Origin of the sequence: Bacillus sp. J41TS8, from assembly GCF_018333035.1 — a bacterium.
GTDB lineage: Bacteria > Bacillota > Bacilli > Bacillales > Bacillaceae > Bacillus > Bacillus paralicheniformis.
In genome coordinates this window covers 78,381-100,738 of sequence record NZ_BORF01000010.1, presented here as the reverse complement: position 1 = coordinate 100,738, position 22,358 = coordinate 78,381, and the positions used below count along the sequence as shown (strand labels likewise).

Here is a 22,358-nt window from a genome sequence, read left to right as displayed (position 1 = left end):
ATCTTCATGGTGTTAGTATCTTCATGATGTTCAGTTATGCCTGCAGTTCAAAATGCGGTTTTAAAATTGCTTTTAACACACCTGCGCTATACTTGAATTGCTGTTTTTCCTTTTCATTCAGGTCGAGCTCAATAATTTCCCTCGCTCCGCATCGGCCGACAACCGCCGGAACTCCGATATAAACATCATTTTCCCCAAATTCGCCTTCAAGATGTGCGCTCACGGTTAAAATCGCTTCTTCATTGCGGTAAATCGCTTTCGTGATACGCGCGAGGCTCATGGCAACTCCGTAGTATGTCGCACCTTTTTTCTCGATAATGTGGTAAGCGGCGTTTTTGACATTGTCAAACAGTTCATCAAGATCTTCTGCTTTGTATTTCTCATTTCTTTTCAGCAAGTCGCTGACGGGAACTCCGCCAATATTCGCGTGGCTCCAGACAGGCAGCTCCGTATCTCCATGTTCACCAATGATGTAGCCGTGCGCATTGTGGGCAGCGACACCGAAATACTCGCTGAGCAAGTAACGGAAACGGGCTGTATCAAGTGTTGTACCGCTTCCGATCACGCGTTCTTTCGGAAGTCCGCTGAATTTCCAAGTCGCGTAAGTCAAGATGTCGACCGGGTTTGTAGCGACAAGGAAGATGCCGTCAAAACCGCTGGCCATGACTTCTCCGATAATTCCTTTGAAAATTCTCAGGTTTTTTTCGACAAGATCCAGACGGGTTTCCCCCGGCTTTTGGTTTGCTCCGGCGCATACGCAGACAATGTCGGCGTCTTTGCAGTCCTCATATGTGCCGTACCATGTTTTCACAGGATGTGGGGCAAATGCTTTACCGTGGTTTAAATCCATGACATCGCCCATTGCTTTGTCTTTATTTAAATCAATGATCACAAGTTCGTCTGTGATACCTTGGTTAATTAACGTAAATGCATAACTGCTTCCAACAAAACCCGCACCGATCAAAACTGTACGGTTGACTTTTTGGTTTCTCATGACTCATCATTCCTTTGCCGTTTGTTTTAAAATCTAAGCTGTTTGTGAAACTCTTCACATTCATATTGTGCAATACTTCACATACTTTTTCAAGTGATATACATTTTTATTTATGTCTATTTTGTGTCTCTACATACTTCTTCCTTAAATTTGTACATTTTTTGGTAAAAATATGCCTTACAGCTAAAGAAAAATTGGTAAACGTGCTGCAAAAGACTGCTTTATCTGCAAGTGCATCAGGCCCATTCCAATCTAAGTTTCCCCTTTTCAACAGTCATAACACCTCAAATCTTCAGCAACATTCAATCATCGCCGGGTATAATGCCGTCCAAATTAACATTTTAAATATTCAATCTTTTAGTTTGTTAGTAAAGCTGACAAAAATACTGCCAACCCTATTCTATTTTGTCATGATAAATTCTAGAATCTATCGGATGGGGAGTGTTGCAATTGAAATTGGCGGATTTGAGGAAGAGCGGACACGCGCCTTCCTTGTTGTCATCTTTTTTATATTTCGATGTCAGCTTTATGATTTGGGTGTTGCTGGGGGCGCTTGGTGTTTATATTACGGCTGATTTTGATTTATCTCCATCACAGGTCGGATTGATTGTCGCCATACCTACTTTGGCCGGATCGTTTTTCCGGATTGTGCTCGGCATTTTAACCGACCGTTTCGGACCGAAAAAAACGGCTATTGGCGGAATGCTGGTGACGATGATTCCGCTGATATGGGGGTGGCAGTTCGGTTCATCGGTCGCCGAGCTGTATATCATCGGAATTTTACTCGGTGTGGCAGGCGCAAGCTTTTCCGCATCCCTGCCAATGGCGAGCCGCTGGTATCCGCCGCACTTGCAAGGCCTTGCCATGGGGATCGCCGGAGCGGGAAACAGCGGAACACTGCTCGCTACACTATTCGGCCCTCGCCTGGCGGAGCAAGTGGGCTGGAACGGCGTCATGGGATTGGCGCTGATTCCTCTGATACTCGTGTTATTCAGCTATTTCCTTATGGCAAAAGAACCTCCGAATCAGCCGGCGCCTAAACCGCTCAAAGACTATTTTGCTGTTTTCAAAGAAAGGGACACTTGGTATTTTTGCCTTCTCTACAGCGTAACATTCGGAGGTTTTGTCGGCTTGTCCAACTTTTTAAGCTACTTTTTTGCATCCCAGTATGCCGTTCCGGCGGTAAGGGCCGGCGAATTTGTCACGCTCGTCGTTGCATCGGGAAGCTGCCTCCGCCCTGTCGGCGGGTTGATTGCCGATAAAATCGGCGGCGTGCGTCTGCTGCAATTCCTCTTTATCGGGGTGGCTCTGTGCATGTTCTCAGTCAGTATGCTCCCGTCTCTTGGCGTTGTCACAGCCGCATTATTTATCGGCATGGGCTGCCTCGGGATGGGGAACGGCGCGATATTCCAGCTTGTACCGCAGCGATTTCAGCAAGAGATCGGGATGGTGACGGGAGTCGTGGGCGCTGCGGGGGGAATCGGCGGATTCTTCCTCCCGAATATTCTCGGAACGCTGAAGCAAATCACGGGTACGTATTCAAGCGGATTCCTCACCTTTACCGTTATCGCATTTTTGGCACTCGGACTGCTTTTGCTTGCTCAGGCCGGATGGAAAAAACAGTGGAAAACCGAGGAGAAATCAATTCGAATATAAAGGGAGCCGCTCGATTCTTTTCGAGCGGTTTTCTATTCCTGCCAGGACCGTGACGATTGGATGCTCGTGTGAATAGAAGCAGCGTATATCACCCTGATCCTCCCGATTGTTGAAATGAAGATTCAAGCACTTTTTTCGCGAATTCCAGCATCCCGCTGTAGAGCGGATAAAGCCCGTTTGGCTCTTCAGATTTGCGAACCTTCCAAAATCGATTGGCTAAATCCTCATGTCCCTTAAATGAGTGATCAAACAAGCACTTGATATCCTCCGCGATTTTGCTGTTTTTCACAATCTTACTCACATAAGCTTTTCAAAAGAGATTCGTCAAATTCGAATACCAGATATTCATCCATATCATGTTGTCCGTATAAAGCAGGATGCCGATGACGATCATCAGCGCGCCGCCGATTTTCATGAGCATATTCGAATATTTCATAAGCGGCCTGATGTTTCCGATAAAAAACGCCATGAGCAAAAAAGGAATGGCAAAACCTAGAGAATATGCGGTGATCACCATGAATGCGCTCCCAAAATCAGGGTTCTGAAAATTTGCATATGCGATCGTTCCGAATATAGGCCCGATGCACGGCGTCCAGCCCGCTGCAAAAACCATTCCGACAAGCATTGAATTCAACAAGCCTATTTTCCCTCTTCTAAACGAAAGGCGCCGCTCCTTCATCATGAAAGCCGGCCGGAAAACGCCGAGGAGGAACAGGCCCATGACGACGACAAATATTCCACCCAGCATGCGGATCAAGTTATGGTATTGCAAAAACAGCAGGCCAAACGAGCTGGCGGAGAAACCCAATATGTAAAAAATTACAGAAAAGCCGACCAAAAAAGCAGCCGCGTGAATCATCACCGATTGTTTGATGCGCTTTGCATCTCGGTCTTTCAAATCGCTGACCGAAATCCCGGTGATGTAGGAAATAAATGATGGATACAAAGGCAGGCAGCACGGAGAAATAAACGACAGGAAACCGCCGCCGAATGCCAGCCATAAAGCGGCCATATACTTCCATCCCCTTCATGTTTATATATTTTTTACCATGCGATTCTCTTTCTCTAGCATAACATAAAAAACCGCCTATCATGGCGGTGATTTTTTGTATATTTGAAGCCGTCGCCAGATCATCCGGCGGACGGCTTCTTCACTATCCTTTTTAACCGTTTAAAGCGGCTTTTTTCATATTGTCCTGAAGTTCCAATATGCGTTTGGCCCCTTCTTCGCGCAGGCGTTTGTTCTCATCTTCAATCTGCTTCGTCTCCTGCATGCCTTTGACAATCGTATTCCAAGACTGTTCGATCGTTTCAATATCGATGCTCGGCCTTCCGGACATTCTCGCGATTTCAACGGACTGGCTCGAAATATTTTCCGCGTTTCGCTTCAGCATTTCGTTGGTGCGGCGGTCGAGTTCGCTCATTGAATCGGCGACAAGCTTTTGGCGCTTGGCGGTCACGGCCTGGATGATGCCGTTTTTGAAAATCGGAATCGTAATGATGAATGCCGAGTTGATTTTTCCGATCAGCTTTGTGTTTCCGCGCTGAAGCAGGCGGATTTGCGGCGCGGTTTGAATCGCAACCATCCGCGCCATATCGAGATCATACACCCGTTCTTCCAGCGCTTGAATGCCATTTCGAAGCGTATCAAGCTCCATCTGTGCCATTTGGTTACCGCTGGCCGCTTTCGCTTCATATTCAGGGATGAGCTGCTGCAATTCTTCTATTTTCATCTGGCCGGCTACGACGTATTTCTCCAACTCCACATAGTAATTGAGGTTGCTTTCATACATTTCATCAAGCGTCACGGTCGATTTTGTCATTTCATCTTTATATTTCGAAATTTCGACGTTGATTTTTTCGATTTCACCGCCGAGCGTTTGATATTTTTTAAATATTTTCTCGATCATGCTGTTGCCGCGCTTAAATAACTTGGAAAGCAGGCCTTTCTGTTCTTCAAAGTCATTCTTGTCAAAGCGGTCCATGATTTTTCCGAGCTGCGTCAACATCGCACCTGAATCTGTCACACTGTTTGTTCTCATCATAGAGAGAATACGGTCTGAGAACTTGGATATTTCAAGAGCGGGCTCTTTTCCGAATTCTAAAAGCTCCACTTGGTTTTTCACGTCAATTTGCCGTGTCAGAGCTTGCACATCGGGCTCCCGGCGGAGTTTGGCACGGATGTCTTCCGCTTTTTCAATCGTGATCTCTTCCTCTTTGCTGATATTGACGATGCTTGTTTCATTTGGATTTGCCATCAGAGTGGCTCCCTCCTTAAAAGATTTTATTGATGAACTTCCGGACGATTGACGGCTCTTTAAACTCCTGGTTGAAGGACATGTCATCAAGCCAATGGATATCGAAATGCTGTCCATCGATATAGCGGTCAATACACTTATAGCCCGGCGGATTATAGATGATGATATCGATGCCGATTTCATTTAACAAAAGCAAGGCGGCCGCGTCTGAACGGGTGAGTGTTCCCGTCTGTTCAGTGTGGTACAAGATCAGCTTCGGCACTGTCTGTGAATAGTCAAATGTCTGAATCATATTCAAAAGCGCTGCCGGAAGCTGTACCGCCTGGGTGAACAAATACAGCTGCACATCGGCTGATTTTTCATTGTTCAAGGCCAGCATCTTCGGGCTTTTGCACAGCCTGGAAACCGCTTGGGCAATGCCGCGCTGCACTCCCTCAGGCAAATGCTTGTAGCGCCATATATTGCTCTCCATTAATCGGCCCGGATCGATCGTCCCCGTTTGATCAAGCGCATGGCTGTAATGGAATTGATAATTGGACGTCTCTTCCTTTGTAAACGGGAAGCGTCGGATCGTATGCGACTCCTTATACTCCGTCAGCGTCTGCAGACGGTCCCAGTATTCTTTTTCATTGCCGGAGACGCCCATGACCATCGCGAATAAGTTCGGAATGTTGACCGTTGATTGAGACGCTTGAAAATCGGGTCTGATAAAGGCGCGTTCCTTCGCAATTAAAAACAGTTCATCATACGTGGTCTTCAAAGTCACGGAGACCGGGGTATGCTCCCTGAACTGCCAAGGTTTGTACATGAGCGAATCCTCATTGTGCAGAACAGTATCCAGCTCCTTCGCGGAACGGTACGCCACCGTTGATTTTCGCTGAGGCTTTTCAGTCGGGAACGGCTCTAATGCAGACGTGCCCGGGTATGTGAAAACAAAAGAAAGCTTTTGCTCAGGATCAAGCTGGCGAAATTCGTCTTTTCCCTCCGGATGAAACAGCAGCACATCACATCCGACAAGCATCAAATAGTATAAAAAATACCGTTGGCTCTTTGTGGTGTCCCCATACCAAACCACTTTCGGCATCGCATTTTCGCAGTCGGCTTCTTTCAGCCACTTCTCCAAATGATTGCCCATCCATTTGACAAGGTCGAGGAGGACCCGGCGAAACTCCGGATCGTTCAATCCTTTTTCATGAAAGGACTGAAACATCTGCAGCACTTCGATAAGCGCCTTCCTTAAATGGCGGTGCATCGCGGCGTCAGGGTGCTTAGGAATGAGCTGCTCCCCGTCGAGAAAAGCGGCAAACCGATTGACGGAAAGCCCTTTTTCTTTCTGATTGACCATATGGATGCGCTGTATGGCCTGAAACCTTTCCGGAGAAATGGTCTTATCAAGCGTCTCGCTTAACACATGCACATCACCGGACTCATACAGCTCATGGAGATATATGTAGTAATCCGTTTCATCGTGCGGCGTTCCGAGAATCCGTCCCGCCAGACGGCTTATCATCAGATGTCCGTTTTTTTCATACGGGGTTCTCTCCGGCAGCGGCTTCTTGATGATCTGCTTCCATTCATCATCATTGACCAGGGCGTTTTGAATATTAATCTCTTGATTCATAGCGCTCAGCCGTCTCCCCTTTCTTCTGAGTCAGTGTCACTTTTCCGTCCAAATACGGCACACATGCCCGCTCTTGTTACGGCATAGGTTGTCCCGAACTTTCGGATTGTTCCTGCAGGAAAATCATGCGCTCTCTTTCGGAGCGTAGACGAATCAATCCCCCACTCTTCACAAGCCTGCTGGGAACTGAGAATCTCGCTGCTCGTGAGATCGACTATTTTCATCATGGCTGTTCATCCTAAACATTCATTTGTTTTCTCCTGAGAATATTCACAATATATGATGCCGTCTGCGGCTCTTATTTTTGAGACCGGAGTGATGGTGCGGCATTTATACAGCAAAGGCGCTTTGCCCATTTCTCAACACCCGGCCCGGCCTAACTTCCGAACGATCCAAGATTTGAAAGCGGTTTGGACGCTCTAAGTATGTCTGTATAGCTGCGGTTTTCATGATATACACCGTAGATTTCAGCCTTTAATAATATTTTTTTGGCCCAGCTGAGGTACGGCTTGATTTCGATCATTTTATTTGAAAAAGAGCTTTTCACAACGCCTCGGGTGCCGTCGGCACTTTCGACGATGCTCAGGGCATCCAGATAATCTTCCATTGAGATAACGTGCAGGCTTTGGACCGCTTTTATTTGTGACGGATGAATCACGCTCTTGCCGTGAATGCCGTTGGCCAGATCAAGAAGCGTTTCATTGATCAATCCGTCTATATACCGATTGATCACAAGCGAAGATTCCCCCGCATCAGCCCAATTCGGCCCAAAAGTCTGAACTGTTCGCGAAGCATCTTCAAAGTACTCCCAGACAGGCCCCGAAATCACAAATTGCAAGCCGAAATAATTGACGATATCTTTGATGAAATCAGAGATGACCAAAACGTCATAAATCGGCGTTTCCGGTTTTCTTCTTATCCCATACAGACCGCACAAATCAGTCGCGCCGATCCTAATATTCAGAACGATATCTTGATAAAAGCCCAGCGTTGATTTTAATTCCTGTAACGCCTTTGCCCTCGTTTCCATTGCCAGCAGGTCGGGTGTCTCAAAGATCGGCATTCCGTACAGCACAATGCCGGATTCTTGCGACAATTTCGTTAAAGTATCAAGATAGTGCTCCGCATTCAGCATCGAAAACTTCGGAAATACGAATCCGGTAAACAAGTGAAGCGCGCGGCCGAGCTTGTTGCCCAATTCGAGCATTTGCTCAGGTTCCCGCACCCGGATAAACATCAGCGGCAGCACATCGCCGCTGATGTTCTGCAGTTTTTGCGCCTGGTAAATCATGTCGGCCTGACTGACAAGATTGTTTTCAGCCTGGAGAACCTCACAATCGCCGATCGAATCTTCAAGGCAAAAAACGACCGAGCACAGCTCAGGATACTTGTTATTGATCATGACATCTGCTATATCTTTTCGGTTCCCCGGAACATAAAGCGCAGCTCCAAGCGCATGCTCCAGAATGTGCTTCGGAGAGTCTTTAGTAACCGAACCCGGCAGTTTGAAAAAGACATCTTCTTTTTGAGAGGCGGATAAAAAATCAAAGTATTGCATATGGGTCACCTTCTTTGAATAAGAATCATACACCCCTTTGATGTAAAAAAGGGCGGAGCAGATATACTCCCCCCTTTATGTTTTGCAGTTTGTTATTCTTCCTTTGACGCCGCCGTTTGCTCTTTCACAGCTTTTTGCTTGTTCATATAGTGAATGATGAATGTCACGGCAAAAGCGATAATCAGAATGATAAAGAAGACGCTGTGCGGCATTTCAATATGCCATACACTCGCAGCCATTTTCAGTGCGATGATCCCGATTAAAACAAAGGCCGTTGCTTCAAGTTCAGGCACTTTGTCAATCAGCGTCAGGAAGAATTTCGCAACGGTTCTCATCATTAAGATGCCGAGCATGCCGCCGATCAGAAGCACCCATACCTTTTCAGATACGGCAAATGCCGCCAGGATGCTGTCCACCGAAAATGCGAGATCCATGAGTTCTACCGAAATGACAGTCGCCCAGAAGACCCCGAAAACGCGTACCATCCAGCTGTCTTTTTTGATGGCGTTTGATTCATCATCGCCCTCACCGATGAAGAAGTGCTTGATGACGAGCCATGCCAGATATGCGGCTCCGAGCAGTTTGATCCACCAGAATTTAATCAGGATCATACCAAGTCCAATGAATAGAAACCTAAAGAAGTAGGCTCCGATTAAACCGTACGTCAACGCTTTTTTGCGCTGTTTTTCCGGTAGGTGCTTTACCATGACGGCGAGAACGAGAGCGTTATCCGCCGATAAAAGCCCTTCCAGCACGACCAGCGAGCCGATCAGCCCCCAGGAAACGGGGTCCGTTAATACTTCCACCCACATTTCCCAATCGAAAAATGAGGCGTAAACTGACATAATATGATGAAATAAATCCACTTTGGTTACCTCCTAATGATGAAAAAGCAAGACTGAACCACGCAAACGTGATTCAGCCGGCAAAACTAGACTTGCAGGCCGTAGTTGCGGCAAAGCGATGCCAATCCGCCGGAAAATCCGCTGCCGATCGCATTGAATTTCCAATCGGCTCCATGACGGTACAATTCGCAAACAACCACCGCTGTCTCAATCGAAAAATCCTCTCCCAAGTCAAAGCGAAGCAGCTCCTCATTTGTTGATTCATCAACGAGCCGGACAAACGCATTTGAGACTTGTCCAAAGTTTTGGCTGCGGCTTTCCGCCTCGTGAATCGTCACCGTGATGCCGATCTTTTCAACATGGTCGGGTATTTTTGAGAAATCGACGATGATTTGCTCGTCATCGCCTTCACCTTCTCCTGTCCGGTTGTCACCCGTATGAATCACGGCGCCGCTCGGATGCTCGAGGTTGTTGTAAAAGACGAAGTCGCGTTCATTGATGCAACGATCGTTCTGATCGACAAGAAAAGCCGACGCATCCAAATCAAAATCGGCGCCGCCAGTATATTTGTTTGTATCCCAGCCTAAACCGATCAGCGCTTTCGTCAAACCGGGGTTCGTTTTCGTTAAATCGATCCTTTGCCCTTTAGATAATTGAATCGCCATCGATAGGACCTCCTTTAAGAAATGTCAGGGACCGGACAAACGGACGCCAGGGCGGCGACTGCTGTCCGGATCGTCAAAATCAGCCGACCTGCAGGCCGAAATCGGTGGCGATCCTCGCCAGTCCGCCTTGATAGCCTGAGCCGATCGCTGAGAATTTCCATTCTTCTCCGTGACGGTACAGCTCTCCCGTGATCAGCGCTGTTTCAATCGAGAAATCTTCACCCAGATCATAGCGGATTAACTCTTCATTCGAGTCTTCATTGATCACGCGAACATAAGCATTTGACACCTGTCCAAAGTTTTGGCGGCGCGCTTCCGCTTCATGAATCGTAATCACAAAAGAAATCTTTTGAATGTCGGCAGGCACTGCATTCAAATTGATTTTTACCTGCTCATCGTCTCCTTCGCCTTCACCTGTTCGATTATCGCCTGTATGTATGACAGCTCCGCCTGCGCCTTCGGTCTGATTATAGAAAATAAAGTCCTTTTCAGAAGCGCATTTGCCTTCTGCATTGAGCAGAAACACGCTCGCATCCAGGTCAAAATCAGCGCCGCCGTCATATTGATTGACGTCCCAGCCAAGGCCCACGACGACTTTCGACAATCCGGGATTTGTTTTTGTTAAATCGATCTTTTGTCCTTTCGCTAATGAAATTGCCATGTTATCTCCCCATTTCTTTTATGAATGTCAGGCGTAGCGTTTGACGATTTCCGTAATGCTCGTATCGTTTGTGCCTTCTCCGACAGCGGTGAATTTCCACTCGGCGCCGTCACGGTAAATCTCGCCCGCGATCAGGCTTGTCCGTCCAGAATAATCGTCCCGCAGATTGTATTTGACCATCTCCACGCGATCGTTCATATTGACGATGCGTATGAAGGCATTTTCAATCATTCCGAAATGCTGGCTTCGTTTCACGCAATCGTATATATTCACGACAAAGACAAGCTTATGAATATGCGAAGGAACTTTTTGCAAATCTACGATGATTTGTTCATCATCTCCGCTGCCTTCCCCTGTCAGATTATCTCCGGTATGTTCGATGCTGCCGCATCTGCTCTTCAAGTTTCCGAAATAAATGACGTTCTTGTTCTCTGTGACTCTTCCGTTTTCCAGCATCAGCACGGATGCGTCACAGTCAATATTCGGGGCTCCTCCTCCAAACAGCTTTCCAAAAAAACCGCCGCTTCCGGATGCTACCGGGTCCCAGCCGAGACCGACCAAAATCTTCGAAAGCCCCGCTTTCCCTTTTGTTAAATCAATCCGCTGACCTTTCTCTAAAGAAATAGCCAAACTGTTCACTCCTCCGTTGAATCATGACTTTCAAGATCACAGTGCTGGATGAGAATAAGAGTTTGATAGATCCAATTATCACGCCAGCGTGATTCATATCTTCACAACTACAAGACCAATGAATCATTATTTAACCTGCTTAACTATATATACGGAAAGATTCAGGGGAAAGTTTCGCGGTTTTTCAATATTTTTTTATCATCTTTTCATCCTGGCCAAAAGAGAGACGACAATAGTAGCGATTGCACGAAGTCATCGTGTTTGGTATAGTATATCTAAAAGATATATATCAAAAAGATACAGAAGGCGGTATGTATGACAAAAAGAAATCACACGACTTACGCTCTCCTTGGATTGATTACGGCCGGCTACCGGACGGGTTACGAAATGAAACGAATGATCGACCAAAGTTTGAATCATTTTTGGAAAATCAGCTACGGCCAAATTTATCCCGCGCTGCGCCAATTAACAGAAGCAGGCTGGGTCGCTGCATCTCCGACGCTCTCGGACAAAAAGCCGGACAGAAAAGAGTACCTGATTACCGATGAAGGTCAAAAAGCGCTGCATAGCTGGCTCGAAGAACCGATCAATGGCATCGCCTCAGAAAAAAACGAATTTTTGCTGAAGCTGTTTTTCAGCAAGGAAGAAGAGCGGGAGAAAACCGCTTTGAAAGTCAAGGAGTACCAACGAAAGCTTGAAGAACGGCTTGAGGCATATCAAGCAATCGAGCAGTCAATTCTTTCATGCAGCTCCCATTCAAAGGACAGAGAGTACTGGCTTTTCACTTTGGATTATGGAAAACGCACCACCTCGGCCGGAATTGAATGGTGTGAAGCCACAATCAACCGGCTGAATGGAAAGGAAGGGACCAATGGGTAAAACGATCATCAACAAGCCTTTTACTGCCGCCCCTGAAGATGAAGTCGTTGTATTTGTGATCGGGATGAGAATAAACAAGTGGCATGCTGTTCATAAATGGTGGCCGGTTTTTACCGCCATGGCCCCTATGATAAAAGAGCTTCATCAAAACAAAGACCTCGGCTTTCTGGCAACGGAATCATCCATCAATTTCAGGACGATTTTTCTCATTCAATATTGGCGTTCTTTCGAAGATTTGACAGCATATGCAAAGGCTGATAAACATATGGCGGCTTGGCGCCGTTTTTATCAGAAAACTGCCGCATCAGGAGCCGTTGGCATCTATCATGAAACGTATACAGTTCCAAAAGGGCGCTATGAGGCTTTTTACCATAACATGCCGTTGTTCGGCTTGGCAAAAGCGTACGGACATCAACCTGTCACCAGCAGAATCAAAACCGCTGAGCAGCGAATGCGGGGATCAGATATAGCGGGGAAATAAGCAGAAAGGAGCCTTATCGGTTACCCGATAGGCCCCTTTTCTGCTTAAAAAGCTCCTGCCCCGTCGCCTCCGCCCGCTCCGGGACCGCCCGCATCATATGCCCCGGCGTGCTCCTGCGAAGACGGCAGCTGCCAGCTGTAAAACGGATAATGCAAACAGCCTGCTGCGGCCATACCCAGGACAGGGGAAGCGTAATCAAGCCTGCTTGCTGATTGATTAAACCATCCTGCAGATTCATCCTCAACTTCAAGCACAATTGCATAGATCATCGTCTTTTCGTTTTGAGACAGGCTTCTCCCTGAAAACAAATCTTCTTTTCTCAGATGGTTTCTCCAAGAAAGAATCGATCTTCGGCAGATGGAAGCGTACCTGCTCTCTTTTACGGCCGGAATGAAGGCAATCAAAAAGATAGACAGCCCGACGCATATGCCGTAATACAAAATGGTATGGATGCTGTCGATAAACACAGATGCTAAAAACAAGCCGGCCAAAAATAAAATCGTATACAGCTTTGATTTTGCAAGAACAATGCCCGCCGACAGTGCAAAGCCAAATATGACGCAAGCCGCCATGAATCCGGCCTGATGCACCACGTCTGCATACAGGATAAAGAGCAGGAGTCCAGTATGGACCGAAAGCAGTGAAAGCGACAGCATTCTCAGCCAGCGGTTTTCTTGAAACAGCTCCTTGAATTCAGGCGCTTGTCTGACACTTTCCGTCCATTTTTGAACCACGTTTTGAAGAATGATCCTCTTTCGTTCATATTTGCCTAGCTGTTCCTTATGCTTGCATTCCTCCTCAGTCGGCCCGCTGAGGGAATCCAGCCTGAACATATAGGTATCGCTGCCCGTTTGCTCAAAAAGTTTTTCAATTAAGAGCTGATCAGGCTTTGGCAAATCCACCTTGCTCCCGGAAAATTCGAATTGATATGTGTCATCAGGCGCCTCAGGATCGTCAAGAAACCTTTCTTCCGCCTGTACCTTCCGCATAGTGACCAATCCCCGCTGATAAAGCGAAAGCATGCCGGCCAGGAGATCACGGTCTGTGAAACGGCCTTTTTTGTAAAGAAAAGCGACAAGTACAGGATCTAAGGACTCGAGTTCTTCAAACGAAAGCATGGCACGGCGTCTCTTCTTCAAAAACGAAAGCATGACAGCCATGATGACCATGAACCCGACAATCCCCGAAAATATCCAAATCATCCTGTCTGCGCCGGCAATCCGTTCATCCCGATCGGCGTAGCGTTTCGCCTCGTCTTTCTCCTCCTTCAGCAGCTCATCCTTTGTCTGATAAGAAGGGTGCCGGACCGCCTCTTTCAAGGCGCTCTGCGGAAAATATATCCTCAGTTCCGAGCCCGTGCCTGCGCGATAGAGTCCTGTCTCGTAGATGACTGATGAATCGTTCACCTTCGTAATCTTTCCGTTTCCTTTTTCACGCAAAAACGCATGAATATCACGTGCCTTTACCGAATCAGGCAGATGCACTTCAATCTTTACCCGGCCGAAATCCGTATTTGCCTTTTGGTAAAATGAATGAATCAAAATCGACGTGTCTTCAAACTTTTGGGCGGCATCTTCGATCACATAGCGAAACATCACTTTTTTTGTTTCATCCTTTGATGCCGAATAAGCATAATAAGTCCCGTCTTCTTTCTTTGTCTTCAACGGGATGGCTTGATCGCCTTTTTTTTGATGATTGGGAAGCAGATAGGCTTTAAAATTCTTCAAGCGGCTCGCGGTTTCTTCGCTGAACGATCTTGTCGCCCCTTCGAAAGAGCCTTTAAAATCGTATGTGTAAACTTCCTCTACGCTTAAATTACCGTTTTCTTTTACTGTCGCGCGTATATCAGCCCGCTCGATCGAAAAGGATTTGCCTGCTTCAGAAAAGCCTGTGACGAGAAAAAAGGCAATGAACATAAAAAAGAAAAAGGAGTGCTTCATCGTTTAGTAAATCCTTTCGTTTTTTGTATCTGCCTTATATACGGAAAAGCAAGGAAATTGTTTCAGCGGTTCACAGAAATGACAGAGATGACAATTTTATTATAAAAGCACATCTACGGTCTGCCGCACAAGCCATAAAAGAAAATATGCATCATTTCCTCTGTAAACTGTCTGTTTTTTTCAAAGGCTTCACCCAGAGTTTTTGAATGTTCAATGATCATATTCATAAAGATGAGAAAGCTTTCCGCGGTGATCTTGGGAGAGATTTCGCCTGACCGATGACCTTTTTCAATCATTTGGAGCATAAGGGGAATGATTTTTTCATCGTATTGCCGCTTTACATAATCCATTATTTCACTGTCTTCGATCATCACCTCTTTGACGACCGTTAGAGCAAATTTTTGATTATTGGCTTCCCTTTTCTGCAAAATCATCAATTCGATCTTTTCTTTAACGGAAATATCTTTGTTCATATATTCTTCAAAATCGCTGATGGACTGATCGATATAGTCTTTGAAAACCTCTTTCAGGAGCGCTTCTTTGCTTCCAAAGTAATTATAGATCGTCACCTGCGAAACATTTGCCGCTTTTGCGATATCGGTTATCCGGATGCGCTTTGGCTCCCATGTTTTGAGCATATCCAAAGCCGTCTTTTTGATTTTCTCTTTAATCAGCAAAGCCCTTTTTTCAAATCCGTTCATATAACCATCCTTACATATCTTTCTTAATGAAATTATAACATAAAAATATTTCACTAATTCCGTTGACAAAAAAGTTCATAAGAACGTAAAATTAGTTTTGTAATTATTAATCACTATTGTTTCATAATTTTCATTTTGGAGGTGTCACATGCTGACAGTTGAACGTCTTACGAAAAAGTTTTCCAATGGCAAAGGTATATTTGATGTTTCATTTCATGTTCAAAAAGGTGAAGTGTTTGGATTTTTAGGTCCAAACGGAGCTGGAAAATCAACAACCATTCGACATATCATGGGGTTTATGAAGCCTGATCAAGGCGATATCAAAGTAAACGGAATGAACATCCGGAATCATCAAGGCGACATTCAGCGGCATATCGGCTATCTTCCCGGAGAGATTGCATTTATCGAAGGAATGACGGGAAAACAATTTCTCGATTTCATGGCAAACATGCATGGTTTAAAAGATACAGCTAAGCGCAATGAACTCATCGAACGGCTCCAATTCGATGTTCATACGCCGATCAGAAAAATGTCGAAAGGAATGAAGCAAAAAGTCGGGATTGTCGCTTCCTTTATGCACAGCCCTGAAGTCATCATTCTTGATGAACCGACCTCAGGCCTCGATCCGCTGATGCAAAAAGTGTTTATTGAAATCGTGCTCGAAGAAAAAGCGAGAGGAACGACGTTTTTAATGTCTTCCCACAGCTTTCCTGAAATCGAACGAACCTGTGACAGAGCCGCCATTATAAAAGACGGCATCATCATTGCCGTCAAAGATATCCATGAACTGCAGTCGATGCAGCGAAAGGTATTCGAAGTTACATTTGAAAACAAGGGCGACATTCCCGCCTTCATGAATTCGGGTCTGCAAATCGAATCCCGGACGGACAATCGTGTCAAAGTGGCCGTTTTAGGGAACCATGATCAATTTATTAAAGAAACCGCCAAATATCACATTCGGCACATTGATTCTTCTTCACAAAGCCTGGAAGAGATTTTCATGAACTACTATGACAGAAAGGGGACAGTGAAATGAACTTCTCCCTGTACAAACAAATGATGAGAACAAACATGAAAGGAATCATAAGCTACGGGGCAGGCTCCGCTTTCTATATTCTTTTGATACTGGGCATTTATCCAAGCATCGCGGGCAACGCGGAGGATATTGAGAAAATGATCAAATCAATGCCGGAAGGCTTTCTCAATGCTTTTGGGTTTGAAAACGGACTGGGGAATCTTGAAGATTTTATGTCTGGAGAGTATTACGGTTTAATCTTTATCGTGATTTTGTCGATCTTCTCTGTCATGCTGTCGACTAAGCTTTTGGCAAAGCTCGTGGATCAAGGGTCAATGGCCTATATTCTGTCTGCGCCGACAACGCGCGGCAAAGTGGCTTTCACCCAAGCAGCCGTTTTAACGACAGGTCTTTTGATCATTATGGCCGTGACGACAGCGGCCGGGCTGGCTGGCTACCATTTGATGCTGGGCGGTGATTACGATTTTAATGTGTCAAGGTTTCTCGTTCTGAACTTGCTCGGCTTTCTGCTCTTCTTTGCCGTCGGCGGCATCTCGTTCCTCTTTTCGGCCATTTCAAATGACGAAAAAAGAGCCCTCGGACTTTCCGGAGGCATCACGTTTTTATTCTTCAGCTTCGACTTGCTCGGCAAACTAAGCGAAAAGACGGAATGGATGAGGAGCCTGTCGGTTTTCTCTTTATTCAGACCTGGCGATATTGTAAACGGGAGCGCCGATATCGCTCAAGTGTCTCTTGTTCTTGCCGCGGTCGGTTTTGCCGCCTTCGCACTCAGCATTCTCATCTTTAAAAAGCGCGACTTGCCGCTGTAATATAAAAACGCCGCTCCCGATCAGGAACGGCGTTTGTTTCTGTATGATATTTTATTCAACGACCCGTCTGACAACTCCGCTGAAGGCTTTCTTCCAATACGGGTTGCTCATAGAATCGACGGATACCCCGCGTGAGCTGTTATCGTTCAAGAATGTGCCATTGCCAAGATAAATACCCACGTGGCCGTTCGTTTTGTATGTGTCAAAGAAGACCAAGTCTCCACGCTTCATTTCAGACGCGCTCACAGCTCGTCCTTTGCCGACAAGCGTGCTTGTTGTCGCACCGAATCCAAGCTCTACGCCTGCTGATGCATAAGCCCAGCGTACGAATGATGAGCAGTCGAAACGACGGTTGTCGATATCAGCTTGAGAACGTCCGCCTCCCCATACGTACGGAGATCTGCCGACGATGCTTGAACCTGTGCTGATGGCAGCTTCAATTGCGTTTCCATTGCTGCTGACAACAGAACCGGAAGAGTAGTTTCTTGACGGGCTGCTGCTTTTCTTGCTGCTTGAAGAACCGCTGTTGGACGATCCGTTGGATTTGCTGACTGAACCTGAGTTTGATCCTGAGTCTGACTTTTCAGCCGTAGCAGATTCTTCTTTCGCTTTTGCTGCTGCAGCCACTGCAGCTCTTTCTTCTTTAAGTTTTTGTTCAAGAGCGGCTTCTTCTTTTGTCAGTGAGCCCGCTTCTTTTTTCAGATCGCTCAGCTCTGATTCTGCTGCCGCCTGTTTCGTTTGCAGCTGCTTAGAAAGGTTCGCCTGTTCTTTCAGCTGTTTATCAAGATCCGATTTAAGCGTTTTTAAATCGGCTAAAGTTTTTTGGATTTCATCCAGTTTTGTATTTAAGTCAGACATTGCTTTTTCAAGCTTGTTTTTATCTTTTTCCTGCTCGTCAAGCAGGTCTTTATCCGCGTCAACAATTGTTGAAACAGCCGTTGCACGAGTGATAAAATCTCCGAAGCTTTGTGCGCCCAGAAGGACATTCAGATAGTTTTGGGATCCGCCGTTTTCCTGCAGGCTGCGCACGCGATTTTTAATCACTTTTGAACGCTCTTCAATCCGCTTTTCAGTTTCTTTGATTTCTTTTTTCAGAGCTTCCACTTCTTTTTTGGTTTTTTTGTTTTCTTTTTCTTTGTCTTCGATTTTGTTGCTTGTTTCAAGTGCTTTTTTATCAAGCTCTTGGATTTTGGCTTCAAGCTTTTTCTGCTCGTCTTGCAGCTTGGCGATTTCTTTCCGCTTGCCCTCGATGCCTGAATTCACTTCAGAACGCTTTTGCTGAATTTCTTGTTTTTGCTGAGAGGTTTCTGCCGATGCCGTGTTGTTCATAAAGGGGGTAAATAGACTAGCTGTTCCGAGAATCGACGCTAAACCAAAAGTATAAACCTTTTTTTTCACTTTCTACTCCTCTTTCCTTTATGTATTCTTGTTTTTTCATTATGTAAATTCGCTTGAACATTATTAAAAAATGAATCTTATGACCTATGATTAATATATCCGTTACCGATGTACAGACGTTATTATACCATCTATTTTCGACAATAGGCGTCAATTTATATTACATTTATATTTCGTTTTTGTTTCAGCAGTGTCATGTTTTGACTCATCTTGTTTTAACTCTCGTATTCTCTTCGATTTGACCCTTCCTGCTGTTTTTCATATGCTTGTCTTACTGAAAAGGAAGGCCGGTGACAAATGATGCAGCTCAGTGTTCTTGACCAGGTTCCAATATCAAAAGGCTCAGATGCGTATTCAGCCTTGAAGCATTCTGCAGAGCTGGCAGAGCTCGCGGATCAATGGGGGTACAAAAGGTATTGGTTTGCCGAGCATCACAGCACACGCGGACTTGCCAGTACCGCTCCCGAAATCATGATCGCACACATTGCGGCAAAAACTGCAAATATTCGCGTCGGTTCGGGCGGTGTTCTGCTTCCTCAATACAGTCCCTTTAAAGTGGCTGAAAGCTTTCGGCAGCTTGAAGCCCTTTATCCCGGGAGGATTGACCTGGGGATCGGCCGCTCTCCGGGAGGCACAGCCAAAACGAGGCTGGCGCTGACAGACGGGGTTCATAAAAGCCTGGACGAATTCCCGAGACAGCTTCAAGACTTGTTGGGCTTTTTGACTGATTCCGTCCCTTCCGGACACGATTATTTCGGAATCAAAGCGGCCCCTTTGACGGATTCGCCGCCGGAGGTGTGGCTTTTAGGGCTTGGAGAAAACAGCGCGAAATTGGCCGGTGACATGGGAGCGGGATACGTATTCGGACATTTCATCAATTCCGCAAGAGGGAGGAACGCCTTTCAATTATATCGGGAAAGCTTTCGGCCTTCTCCTTTCTTTAAGCGCCCCCAATCTTTGGCCGCCGTTTTCGTCGTTTGTGCGGAATCCGATGAAAAAGCTGAAGAGCTTTGCTTGAGCCAGGATTTATGGCTTCTAAGAGTTGAAAAAGGATTGGACAGTCTTGTCCCAAGCATTGAGGAGGCAAGATCTGCCGCTTACACCGCTGCCGATAAAAAAAAGCTTGCCCACAACCGCAGCCGTATGGTGATCGGGTCTCCTCGAACGGTCAAAAGAAAACTGCTCGAGCTCTCTGACCGATATCAAACAGATGAGTTTATGGTTTTGACGAACGTTTACCGGTTTGAAGATAAGAAGCAGTCTTACGAAAGACTTGCAGAGTTATTTTGATCAAAAAACATCCCTTTTCAAAATCCGTTGAAAAGGGATGTTTTTATTAAAACGTATTATAGACATTCTCACACTCTTCCGCTGTCGGCTCATAAAAACAATGCGCTTTAAAGCGGCCGACATGCGGCTGATTATACCACTGTGCGGGACACGCCCCTGCCGGTCTGAAATACCACAAACTGAACTTTGCCGGCCAGAGCCGCTCTCCGTTGATCGCCCTGCGCGCCAAGCGCCTTTCGCTTTCCCGTGCCCTTTGATAGAAATAACCGTGCGTCACGGCTTCAAACGCATGCGGCTGATGGATCATCTGCGGAATGGTGCGAAGTCCCACAAAGTCGGAACAGTTTGCCCTGATGCGGTTGATTCCGACATTTCCGACCATCAGCATTCCTTGCACACCTTCACCTTCAGCCTCCGCTCTCAAAAGTCTGGCCAAAAGATTGATATCTTTAGAAGAAGCCTTAACTACTGCCATTTTAGTCACCCCCATGATGTCGTCACCTTTATCATATTCTGTTTCATTTAGGTGATGACGATTTCGGGATTTATCTTTGACATTCCCCATGAAAGAAAGCTATTCTTCTATTATCAGAACCCGAGAAAAAACAAAGGGGAGCGGAGGGATCGGATTGTCAGTATTGAAAAGCCCTGAATGGGTATACAAACGATTAAGGGAAAATCCGGACCAAACGGTTATTGTCGATGTGAGGTTTCATTTGACAAAACCGGACGAAGGCCGGAAAACGTATACGAAAAGCCATGTGCCGAGAGCCGTTTACATTGATTTAAAAGAGGATCTGTCGCGTAATGCGGAAGTGCACGGCGGCAGACATCCGCTTCAAGACCCTGACCGTCTGGCCGCAAAGCTTGGGAAAATCGGCATTGACCGGGAAACAGATGTCATTGTTTATGATGACAGCGGCGGCATGTTTGCAGCGCGCTTTTGGTGGCAGCTTCACTACCTCGGGCATGACAGCGTCTATATTATGGATGGGGGGCTGTCCAACTGGATCAAATCGGGCTATGCGATGACCGCCGAGGTTCCCCGTCCTATCCAGCGCGAGTTTAAGCCGGCGCTCAGAGAAAACGAACTCCTTGATGCCGGAGACGTGCTGAAGCGAATCGGCAGAAAAGGCTCCATCCTGATTGATGCGCGTGATCCTTCCCGATACACAGGGGAAAACGAGCCACTCGATCACCGGGCCGGCCATATTCCCGGAGCCAAAAACTTTTTTTGGAAAGGCAATCTGACCGAAAGCGGATTATGGAAAAGCAAAGAACAACTCAGACAGCACTATGCTGTTTTAGACCCGGACAGTGAAATTGTCGTCTATTGCGGATCGGGCGTATCAGCCTGCCCAAATGTGCTCGGCCTGAAAGAAGCCGGATTTGAAAATGTGAAGCTGTATGCCGGCAGCTGGAGCGATTGGATCAGCTACCCCGACCATCCGATCTCCACTGGGACAGAGGACGACACCTGATCTTACAAGAGACGGCGGCCGGGGGCCTTTGTGCCTTAGCCAGCCGCCGTTTATTACATGTTTTTGCTCATAAACGCCTTTCCGTCATGGGCATCGATAAAGTACGGGTAGACCGGCCGGTAAATAAGCCTGTAGAAGTCATCCTTTTCCCGACTGTAATCCCTTTCCCATTGCAGCTTCACATCAAATGCCGCTGCAAAAACCGCTTTCGCTTCTTCCTCTGAAATAGATGGCGAAGGACTCAGATCGGCCAGCGCTTCCGGCTCGATTTCCGGACCGTTATAACCGACGACCCTGCCGGTTGTCCGACTGATACTGATATTGGCAGAGCCAAGCCTTAACGGCACCTCTTTGTATTGAAGATCAAATTGAAAAAAAGCGTTTTGCCTGTCCCCGTCATTTTCCGCCGGATGCATTCGAAAAAGCTGATCTGCGCCGGGATAAAGCTTGTACAAAAATTGCAGCGCCCGTTTCAAGCAGTCTTCCACGCTCAAGGAAAGGTGTCCTTCTGATTTGATGAAAGAAGCTACCCCTTTGAGCTTCCCTGACTTTTTATCTTTCATGATTTTCAACGTATTTTTGTTCCATGTTTCGAAATAGCCGGCTATACTCCGGTCTCTCGGCTCAGGTTCGTTTCCCAGGCGCCATACCGTTCCAATTGACTCTCCCATATCGGTTTCACGGATTTTCCGCATCGAAGGAGTATAGCCGATCATGTCATCGATATCAGCATGACGGTCAGCCTCAGGCAGCAAAGGGAGCGGCAATGTTTCCTCCTCTTCCTCTTCATCCGCCGCAGGCTTCATATGGCATTTTCCCGTGATATCGGCAGGATAGCTGAAAAACGGCAAGTCTGCTTCGTAAATGAGATGCGGGCGATCATCTCCCCCTTCATAAAGCTCACTGCGGACTTTTTCGACCGCCAATTCGAATTGAATATGTTTAAGATAATCGGCTGTCACCGATTCCTTATCAGCGATCTGCTTTGGAATGGAGAAAGAGCTTGTTCCACCGTTATAGCGAAACTCCATCACCTCTCCGTTCTTGGCGACCTTGACGTAAAAGCCTGTTTGCGGCAGCGGAAGATCAAGGACAGTCTGAACATACGTAAAACGGACGAATTGTTCTGTTTCCTTCTTTTCATGGTAAACAAATTCATGAGACGCACTCGGGTAATGCTGTTCTGTAAACTGAAGGGCGATTTTCAGCAGCCTTTCCTCTGGAAGAGATTCCTCGACCGCCGGTTCATACTCTTTTGTCAAACTGATTAAGCGGCCGTGATGATCTAACTCTACCGATATGTCCTGATCCGGCTCTTCAATATCCTGCCAGACGAAAAAAACCGGCCTCTCTTTTTCGTCCTTTTCTCCGTAATCTTCGATCATGAGCTGATAATGTGAGGGAACCTTACTGATGGACTGCGCTTTTTGTTTTAACTGTTCACGAACCAAATCC

The 22,358-nt window shown here is 46.4% G+C and carries 23 protein-coding genes; 7 read left to right on the top strand and 16 right to left on the bottom strand.

From position 1 onward, the window contains the following. Positions 1-34 precede the first annotated feature (34 nt). Entirely contained in the window at positions 35-994 is a 960-nt protein-coding gene (locus tag KI350_RS14495) for an L-lactate dehydrogenase (protein ID WP_035337288.1), read from the bottom strand. Between the two features lie 450 nt (positions 995-1,444). Between KI350_RS14495 and KI350_RS14490 the strand changes: the two genes are divergently transcribed. Next, on the top strand, positions 1,445-2,650 hold the full coding sequence (locus KI350_RS14490) for a nitrate/nitrite transporter (RefSeq protein WP_023857806.1): 1,206 nt from the start codon (positions 1,445-1,447) through the stop codon (positions 2,648-2,650). Between the two features lie 88 nt (positions 2,651-2,738). Here KI350_RS14490 and KI350_RS14485 read toward each other — a convergent pair whose 3' ends face one another. The 10 genes from KI350_RS14485 to KI350_RS14440 form a co-directional block, all read right to left on the bottom strand. Then, positions 2,739-2,939 (bottom strand): hypothetical protein, encoded by a 201-nt coding sequence (locus tag KI350_RS14485; RefSeq protein WP_035337290.1) that lies wholly within the window; start codon positions 2,937-2,939, stop codon positions 2,739-2,741. Positions 2,940-2,960: 21 nt separating this feature from the next. Further along, positions 2,961-3,662 carry a cytochrome c biogenesis CcdA family protein gene (locus tag KI350_RS14480; protein WP_023857805.1) on the bottom strand — a complete coding sequence of 234 codons (702 nt, stop codon included), beginning with the start codon at positions 3,660-3,662 and terminating at the stop codon, positions 2,961-2,963. A gap of 151 nt (positions 3,663-3,813) precedes the next feature. Then, positions 3,814-4,908: a toxic anion resistance protein gene (locus tag KI350_RS14475; protein ID WP_020450069.1), complete on the bottom strand. Its 1,095-nt coding sequence runs from the start codon at positions 4,906-4,908 to the stop codon at positions 3,814-3,816. A gap of 16 nt (positions 4,909-4,924) precedes the next feature. After that, the gene (locus KI350_RS14470) at positions 4,925-6,529 is read right to left on the bottom strand and encodes a YceG family protein (protein WP_035337292.1); all 1,605 of its coding nucleotides are present in this window, start codon (positions 6,527-6,529) and stop codon (positions 4,925-4,927) included. A gap of 5 nt (positions 6,530-6,534) precedes the next feature. Then, positions 6,535-6,756, bottom strand: coding sequence for a helix-turn-helix domain-containing protein (locus KI350_RS14465; RefSeq protein ID WP_003178729.1), 222 nt, complete (start codon positions 6,754-6,756; stop codon positions 6,535-6,537). 149 nt (positions 6,757-6,905) lie between these two features. Beyond that, a complete protein-coding gene (locus tag KI350_RS14460) occupies positions 6,906-8,087 on the bottom strand; it encodes an HpcH/HpaI aldolase/citrate lyase family protein (RefSeq protein WP_020450067.1) in 1,182 nt (393 codons plus the stop codon). Positions 8,088-8,179: 92 nt separating this feature from the next. Next, the gene (locus KI350_RS14455) at positions 8,180-8,953 is read right to left on the bottom strand and encodes a TerC family protein (RefSeq protein ID WP_020450066.1); all 774 of its coding nucleotides are present in this window, start codon (positions 8,951-8,953) and stop codon (positions 8,180-8,182) included. A 65-nt stretch (positions 8,954-9,018) separates the two neighbouring features. Then, positions 9,019-9,597, bottom strand: a complete 579-nt coding sequence (locus KI350_RS14450) for a TerD family protein (protein WP_020450065.1) — start codon at positions 9,595-9,597, stop codon at positions 9,019-9,021. 79 nt (positions 9,598-9,676) lie between these two features. Further along, a complete protein-coding gene (locus tag KI350_RS14445) occupies positions 9,677-10,258 on the bottom strand; it encodes a TerD family protein (protein ID WP_020450064.1) in 582 nt (193 codons plus the stop codon). A 27-nt stretch (positions 10,259-10,285) separates the two neighbouring features. Next, positions 10,286-10,888: a TerD family protein gene (locus KI350_RS14440; RefSeq protein WP_020450063.1), complete on the bottom strand. Its 603-nt coding sequence runs from the start codon at positions 10,886-10,888 to the stop codon at positions 10,286-10,288. Positions 10,889-11,203: 315 nt separating this feature from the next. Between KI350_RS14440 and KI350_RS14435 the strand changes: the two genes are divergently transcribed. After that, positions 11,204-11,767 carry a PadR family transcriptional regulator gene (locus tag KI350_RS14435; RefSeq protein WP_026580493.1) on the top strand — a complete coding sequence of 188 codons (564 nt, stop codon included), beginning with the start codon at positions 11,204-11,206 and terminating at the stop codon, positions 11,765-11,767. Further along, the gene (locus KI350_RS14430) at positions 11,760-12,248 is read left to right on the top strand and encodes a DUF4188 domain-containing protein (RefSeq protein ID WP_023857802.1); all 489 of its coding nucleotides are present in this window, start codon (positions 11,760-11,762) and stop codon (positions 12,246-12,248) included. Before KI350_RS14435 ends, KI350_RS14430 begins: the two co-directional genes overlap by 8 nt. 44 nt (positions 12,249-12,292) lie before the next feature. Here KI350_RS14430 and KI350_RS14425 read toward each other — a convergent pair whose 3' ends face one another. Then, positions 12,293-14,188, bottom strand: coding sequence for a DUF2207 domain-containing protein (locus KI350_RS14425; RefSeq protein ID WP_212930504.1), 1,896 nt, complete (start codon positions 14,186-14,188; stop codon positions 12,293-12,295). A 113-nt stretch (positions 14,189-14,301) separates the two neighbouring features. Further along, positions 14,302-14,889, bottom strand: a complete 588-nt coding sequence (locus KI350_RS14420) for a TetR/AcrR family transcriptional regulator (protein WP_023857800.1) — start codon at positions 14,887-14,889, stop codon at positions 14,302-14,304. Positions 14,890-15,037: 148 nt separating this feature from the next. Here KI350_RS14420 and KI350_RS14415 point away from each other — a divergent pair, with 148 nt between their 5' ends. Further along, positions 15,038-15,925: an ABC transporter ATP-binding protein gene (locus KI350_RS14415; protein WP_035337307.1), complete on the top strand. Its 888-nt coding sequence runs from the start codon at positions 15,038-15,040 to the stop codon at positions 15,923-15,925. Next, positions 15,922-16,734 (top strand): ABC transporter permease subunit, encoded by an 813-nt coding sequence (locus KI350_RS14410; protein ID WP_023857798.1) that lies wholly within the window; start codon positions 15,922-15,924, stop codon positions 16,732-16,734. Before KI350_RS14415 ends, KI350_RS14410 begins: the two co-directional genes overlap by 4 nt. A gap of 51 nt (positions 16,735-16,785) precedes the next feature. Here the strand turns inward: KI350_RS14410 and KI350_RS14405 are convergent, their stop codons facing one another. Beyond that, positions 16,786-18,132 carry a C40 family peptidase gene (locus KI350_RS14405; protein WP_035337311.1) on the bottom strand — a complete coding sequence of 449 codons (1,347 nt, stop codon included), beginning with the start codon at positions 18,130-18,132 and terminating at the stop codon, positions 16,786-16,788. A gap of 297 nt (positions 18,133-18,429) precedes the next feature. Here KI350_RS14405 and KI350_RS14400 point away from each other — a divergent pair, with 297 nt between their 5' ends. Then, the gene (locus KI350_RS14400; protein ID WP_223254832.1) at positions 18,430-19,422 is read left to right on the top strand and encodes an LLM class flavin-dependent oxidoreductase; all 993 of its coding nucleotides are present in this window, start codon (positions 18,430-18,432) and stop codon (positions 19,420-19,422) included. Between the two features lie 46 nt (positions 19,423-19,468). Here the strand turns inward: KI350_RS14400 and KI350_RS14395 are convergent, their stop codons facing one another. Further along, the gene (locus KI350_RS14395) at positions 19,469-19,897 is read right to left on the bottom strand and encodes a cell wall hydrolase (RefSeq protein WP_023857795.1); all 429 of its coding nucleotides are present in this window, start codon (positions 19,895-19,897) and stop codon (positions 19,469-19,471) included. 154 nt (positions 19,898-20,051) lie between these two features. Here KI350_RS14395 and KI350_RS14390 point away from each other — a divergent pair, with 154 nt between their 5' ends. Beyond that, positions 20,052-20,903, top strand: a complete 852-nt coding sequence (locus tag KI350_RS14390; RefSeq protein ID WP_035339249.1) for a sulfurtransferase — start codon at positions 20,052-20,054, stop codon at positions 20,901-20,903. Between the two features lie 53 nt (positions 20,904-20,956). Here the strand turns inward: KI350_RS14390 and KI350_RS14385 are convergent, their stop codons facing one another. After that, complete coding sequence (locus KI350_RS14385) at positions 20,957-22,354, bottom strand: YcdB/YcdC domain-containing protein (RefSeq protein WP_035337312.1); 1,398 nt, start codon at positions 22,352-22,354, stop codon at positions 20,957-20,959. Between the last annotated feature and the right edge of the window lie 4 nt (positions 22,355-22,358).

What these genes read in the sequence shown, in the direction of transcription:
- KI350_RS14465 (WP_003178729.1), bottom strand. Translation starts at nt 6,756, where the DNA reads ATGATGAAAATAGTCGATCTCACGAGCAGCGAGATTCTCAGTTCCCAG.
- KI350_RS14395 (WP_023857795.1), bottom strand. Translation starts at nt 19,897, where the DNA reads ATGGCAGTAGTTAAGGCTTCTTCTAAAGATATCAATCTTTTGGCCAGA.
- KI350_RS14425 (WP_212930504.1), bottom strand. Translation starts at nt 14,188, where the DNA reads ATGAAGCACTCCTTTTTCTTTTTTATGTTCATTGCCTTTTTTCTCGTC.
- KI350_RS14445 (WP_020450064.1), bottom strand. Translation starts at nt 10,258, where the DNA reads ATGGCAATTTCATTAGCGAAAGGACAAAAGATCGATTTAACAAAAACA.
- KI350_RS14495 (WP_035337288.1), bottom strand. Translation starts at nt 994, where the DNA reads ATGAGAAACCAAAAAGTCAACCGTACAGTTTTGATCGGTGCGGGTTTT.
- KI350_RS14430 (WP_023857802.1), top strand. Translation starts at nt 11,760, where the DNA reads ATGGGTAAAACGATCATCAACAAGCCTTTTACTGCCGCCCCTGAAGAT.
- KI350_RS14475 (WP_020450069.1), bottom strand. Translation starts at nt 4,908, where the DNA reads ATGGCAAATCCAAATGAAACAAGCATCGTCAATATCAGCAAAGAGGAA.
- KI350_RS14415 (WP_035337307.1), top strand. Translation starts at nt 15,038, where the DNA reads ATGCTGACAGTTGAACGTCTTACGAAAAAGTTTTCCAATGGCAAAGGT.
- KI350_RS14420 (WP_023857800.1), bottom strand. Translation starts at nt 14,889, where the DNA reads ATGAACGGATTTGAAAAAAGGGCTTTGCTGATTAAAGAGAAAATCAAA.
- KI350_RS14410 (WP_023857798.1), top strand. Translation starts at nt 15,922, where the DNA reads ATGAACTTCTCCCTGTACAAACAAATGATGAGAACAAACATGAAAGGA.
- KI350_RS14460 (WP_020450067.1), bottom strand. Translation starts at nt 8,087, where the DNA reads ATGCAATACTTTGATTTTTTATCCGCCTCTCAAAAAGAAGATGTCTTT.
- KI350_RS14470 (WP_035337292.1), bottom strand. Translation starts at nt 6,529, where the DNA reads ATGAATCAAGAGATTAATATTCAAAACGCCCTGGTCAATGATGATGAA.
- KI350_RS14435 (WP_026580493.1), top strand. Translation starts at nt 11,204, where the DNA reads ATGACAAAAAGAAATCACACGACTTACGCTCTCCTTGGATTGATTACG.
- KI350_RS14400 (WP_223254832.1), top strand. Translation starts at nt 18,430, where the DNA reads ATGATGCAGCTCAGTGTTCTTGACCAGGTTCCAATATCAAAAGGCTCA.
- KI350_RS14450 (WP_020450065.1), bottom strand. Translation starts at nt 9,597, where the DNA reads ATGGCGATTCAATTATCTAAAGGGCAAAGGATCGATTTAACGAAAACG.
- KI350_RS14480 (WP_023857805.1), bottom strand. Translation starts at nt 3,662, where the DNA reads ATGGCCGCTTTATGGCTGGCATTCGGCGGCGGTTTCCTGTCGTTTATT.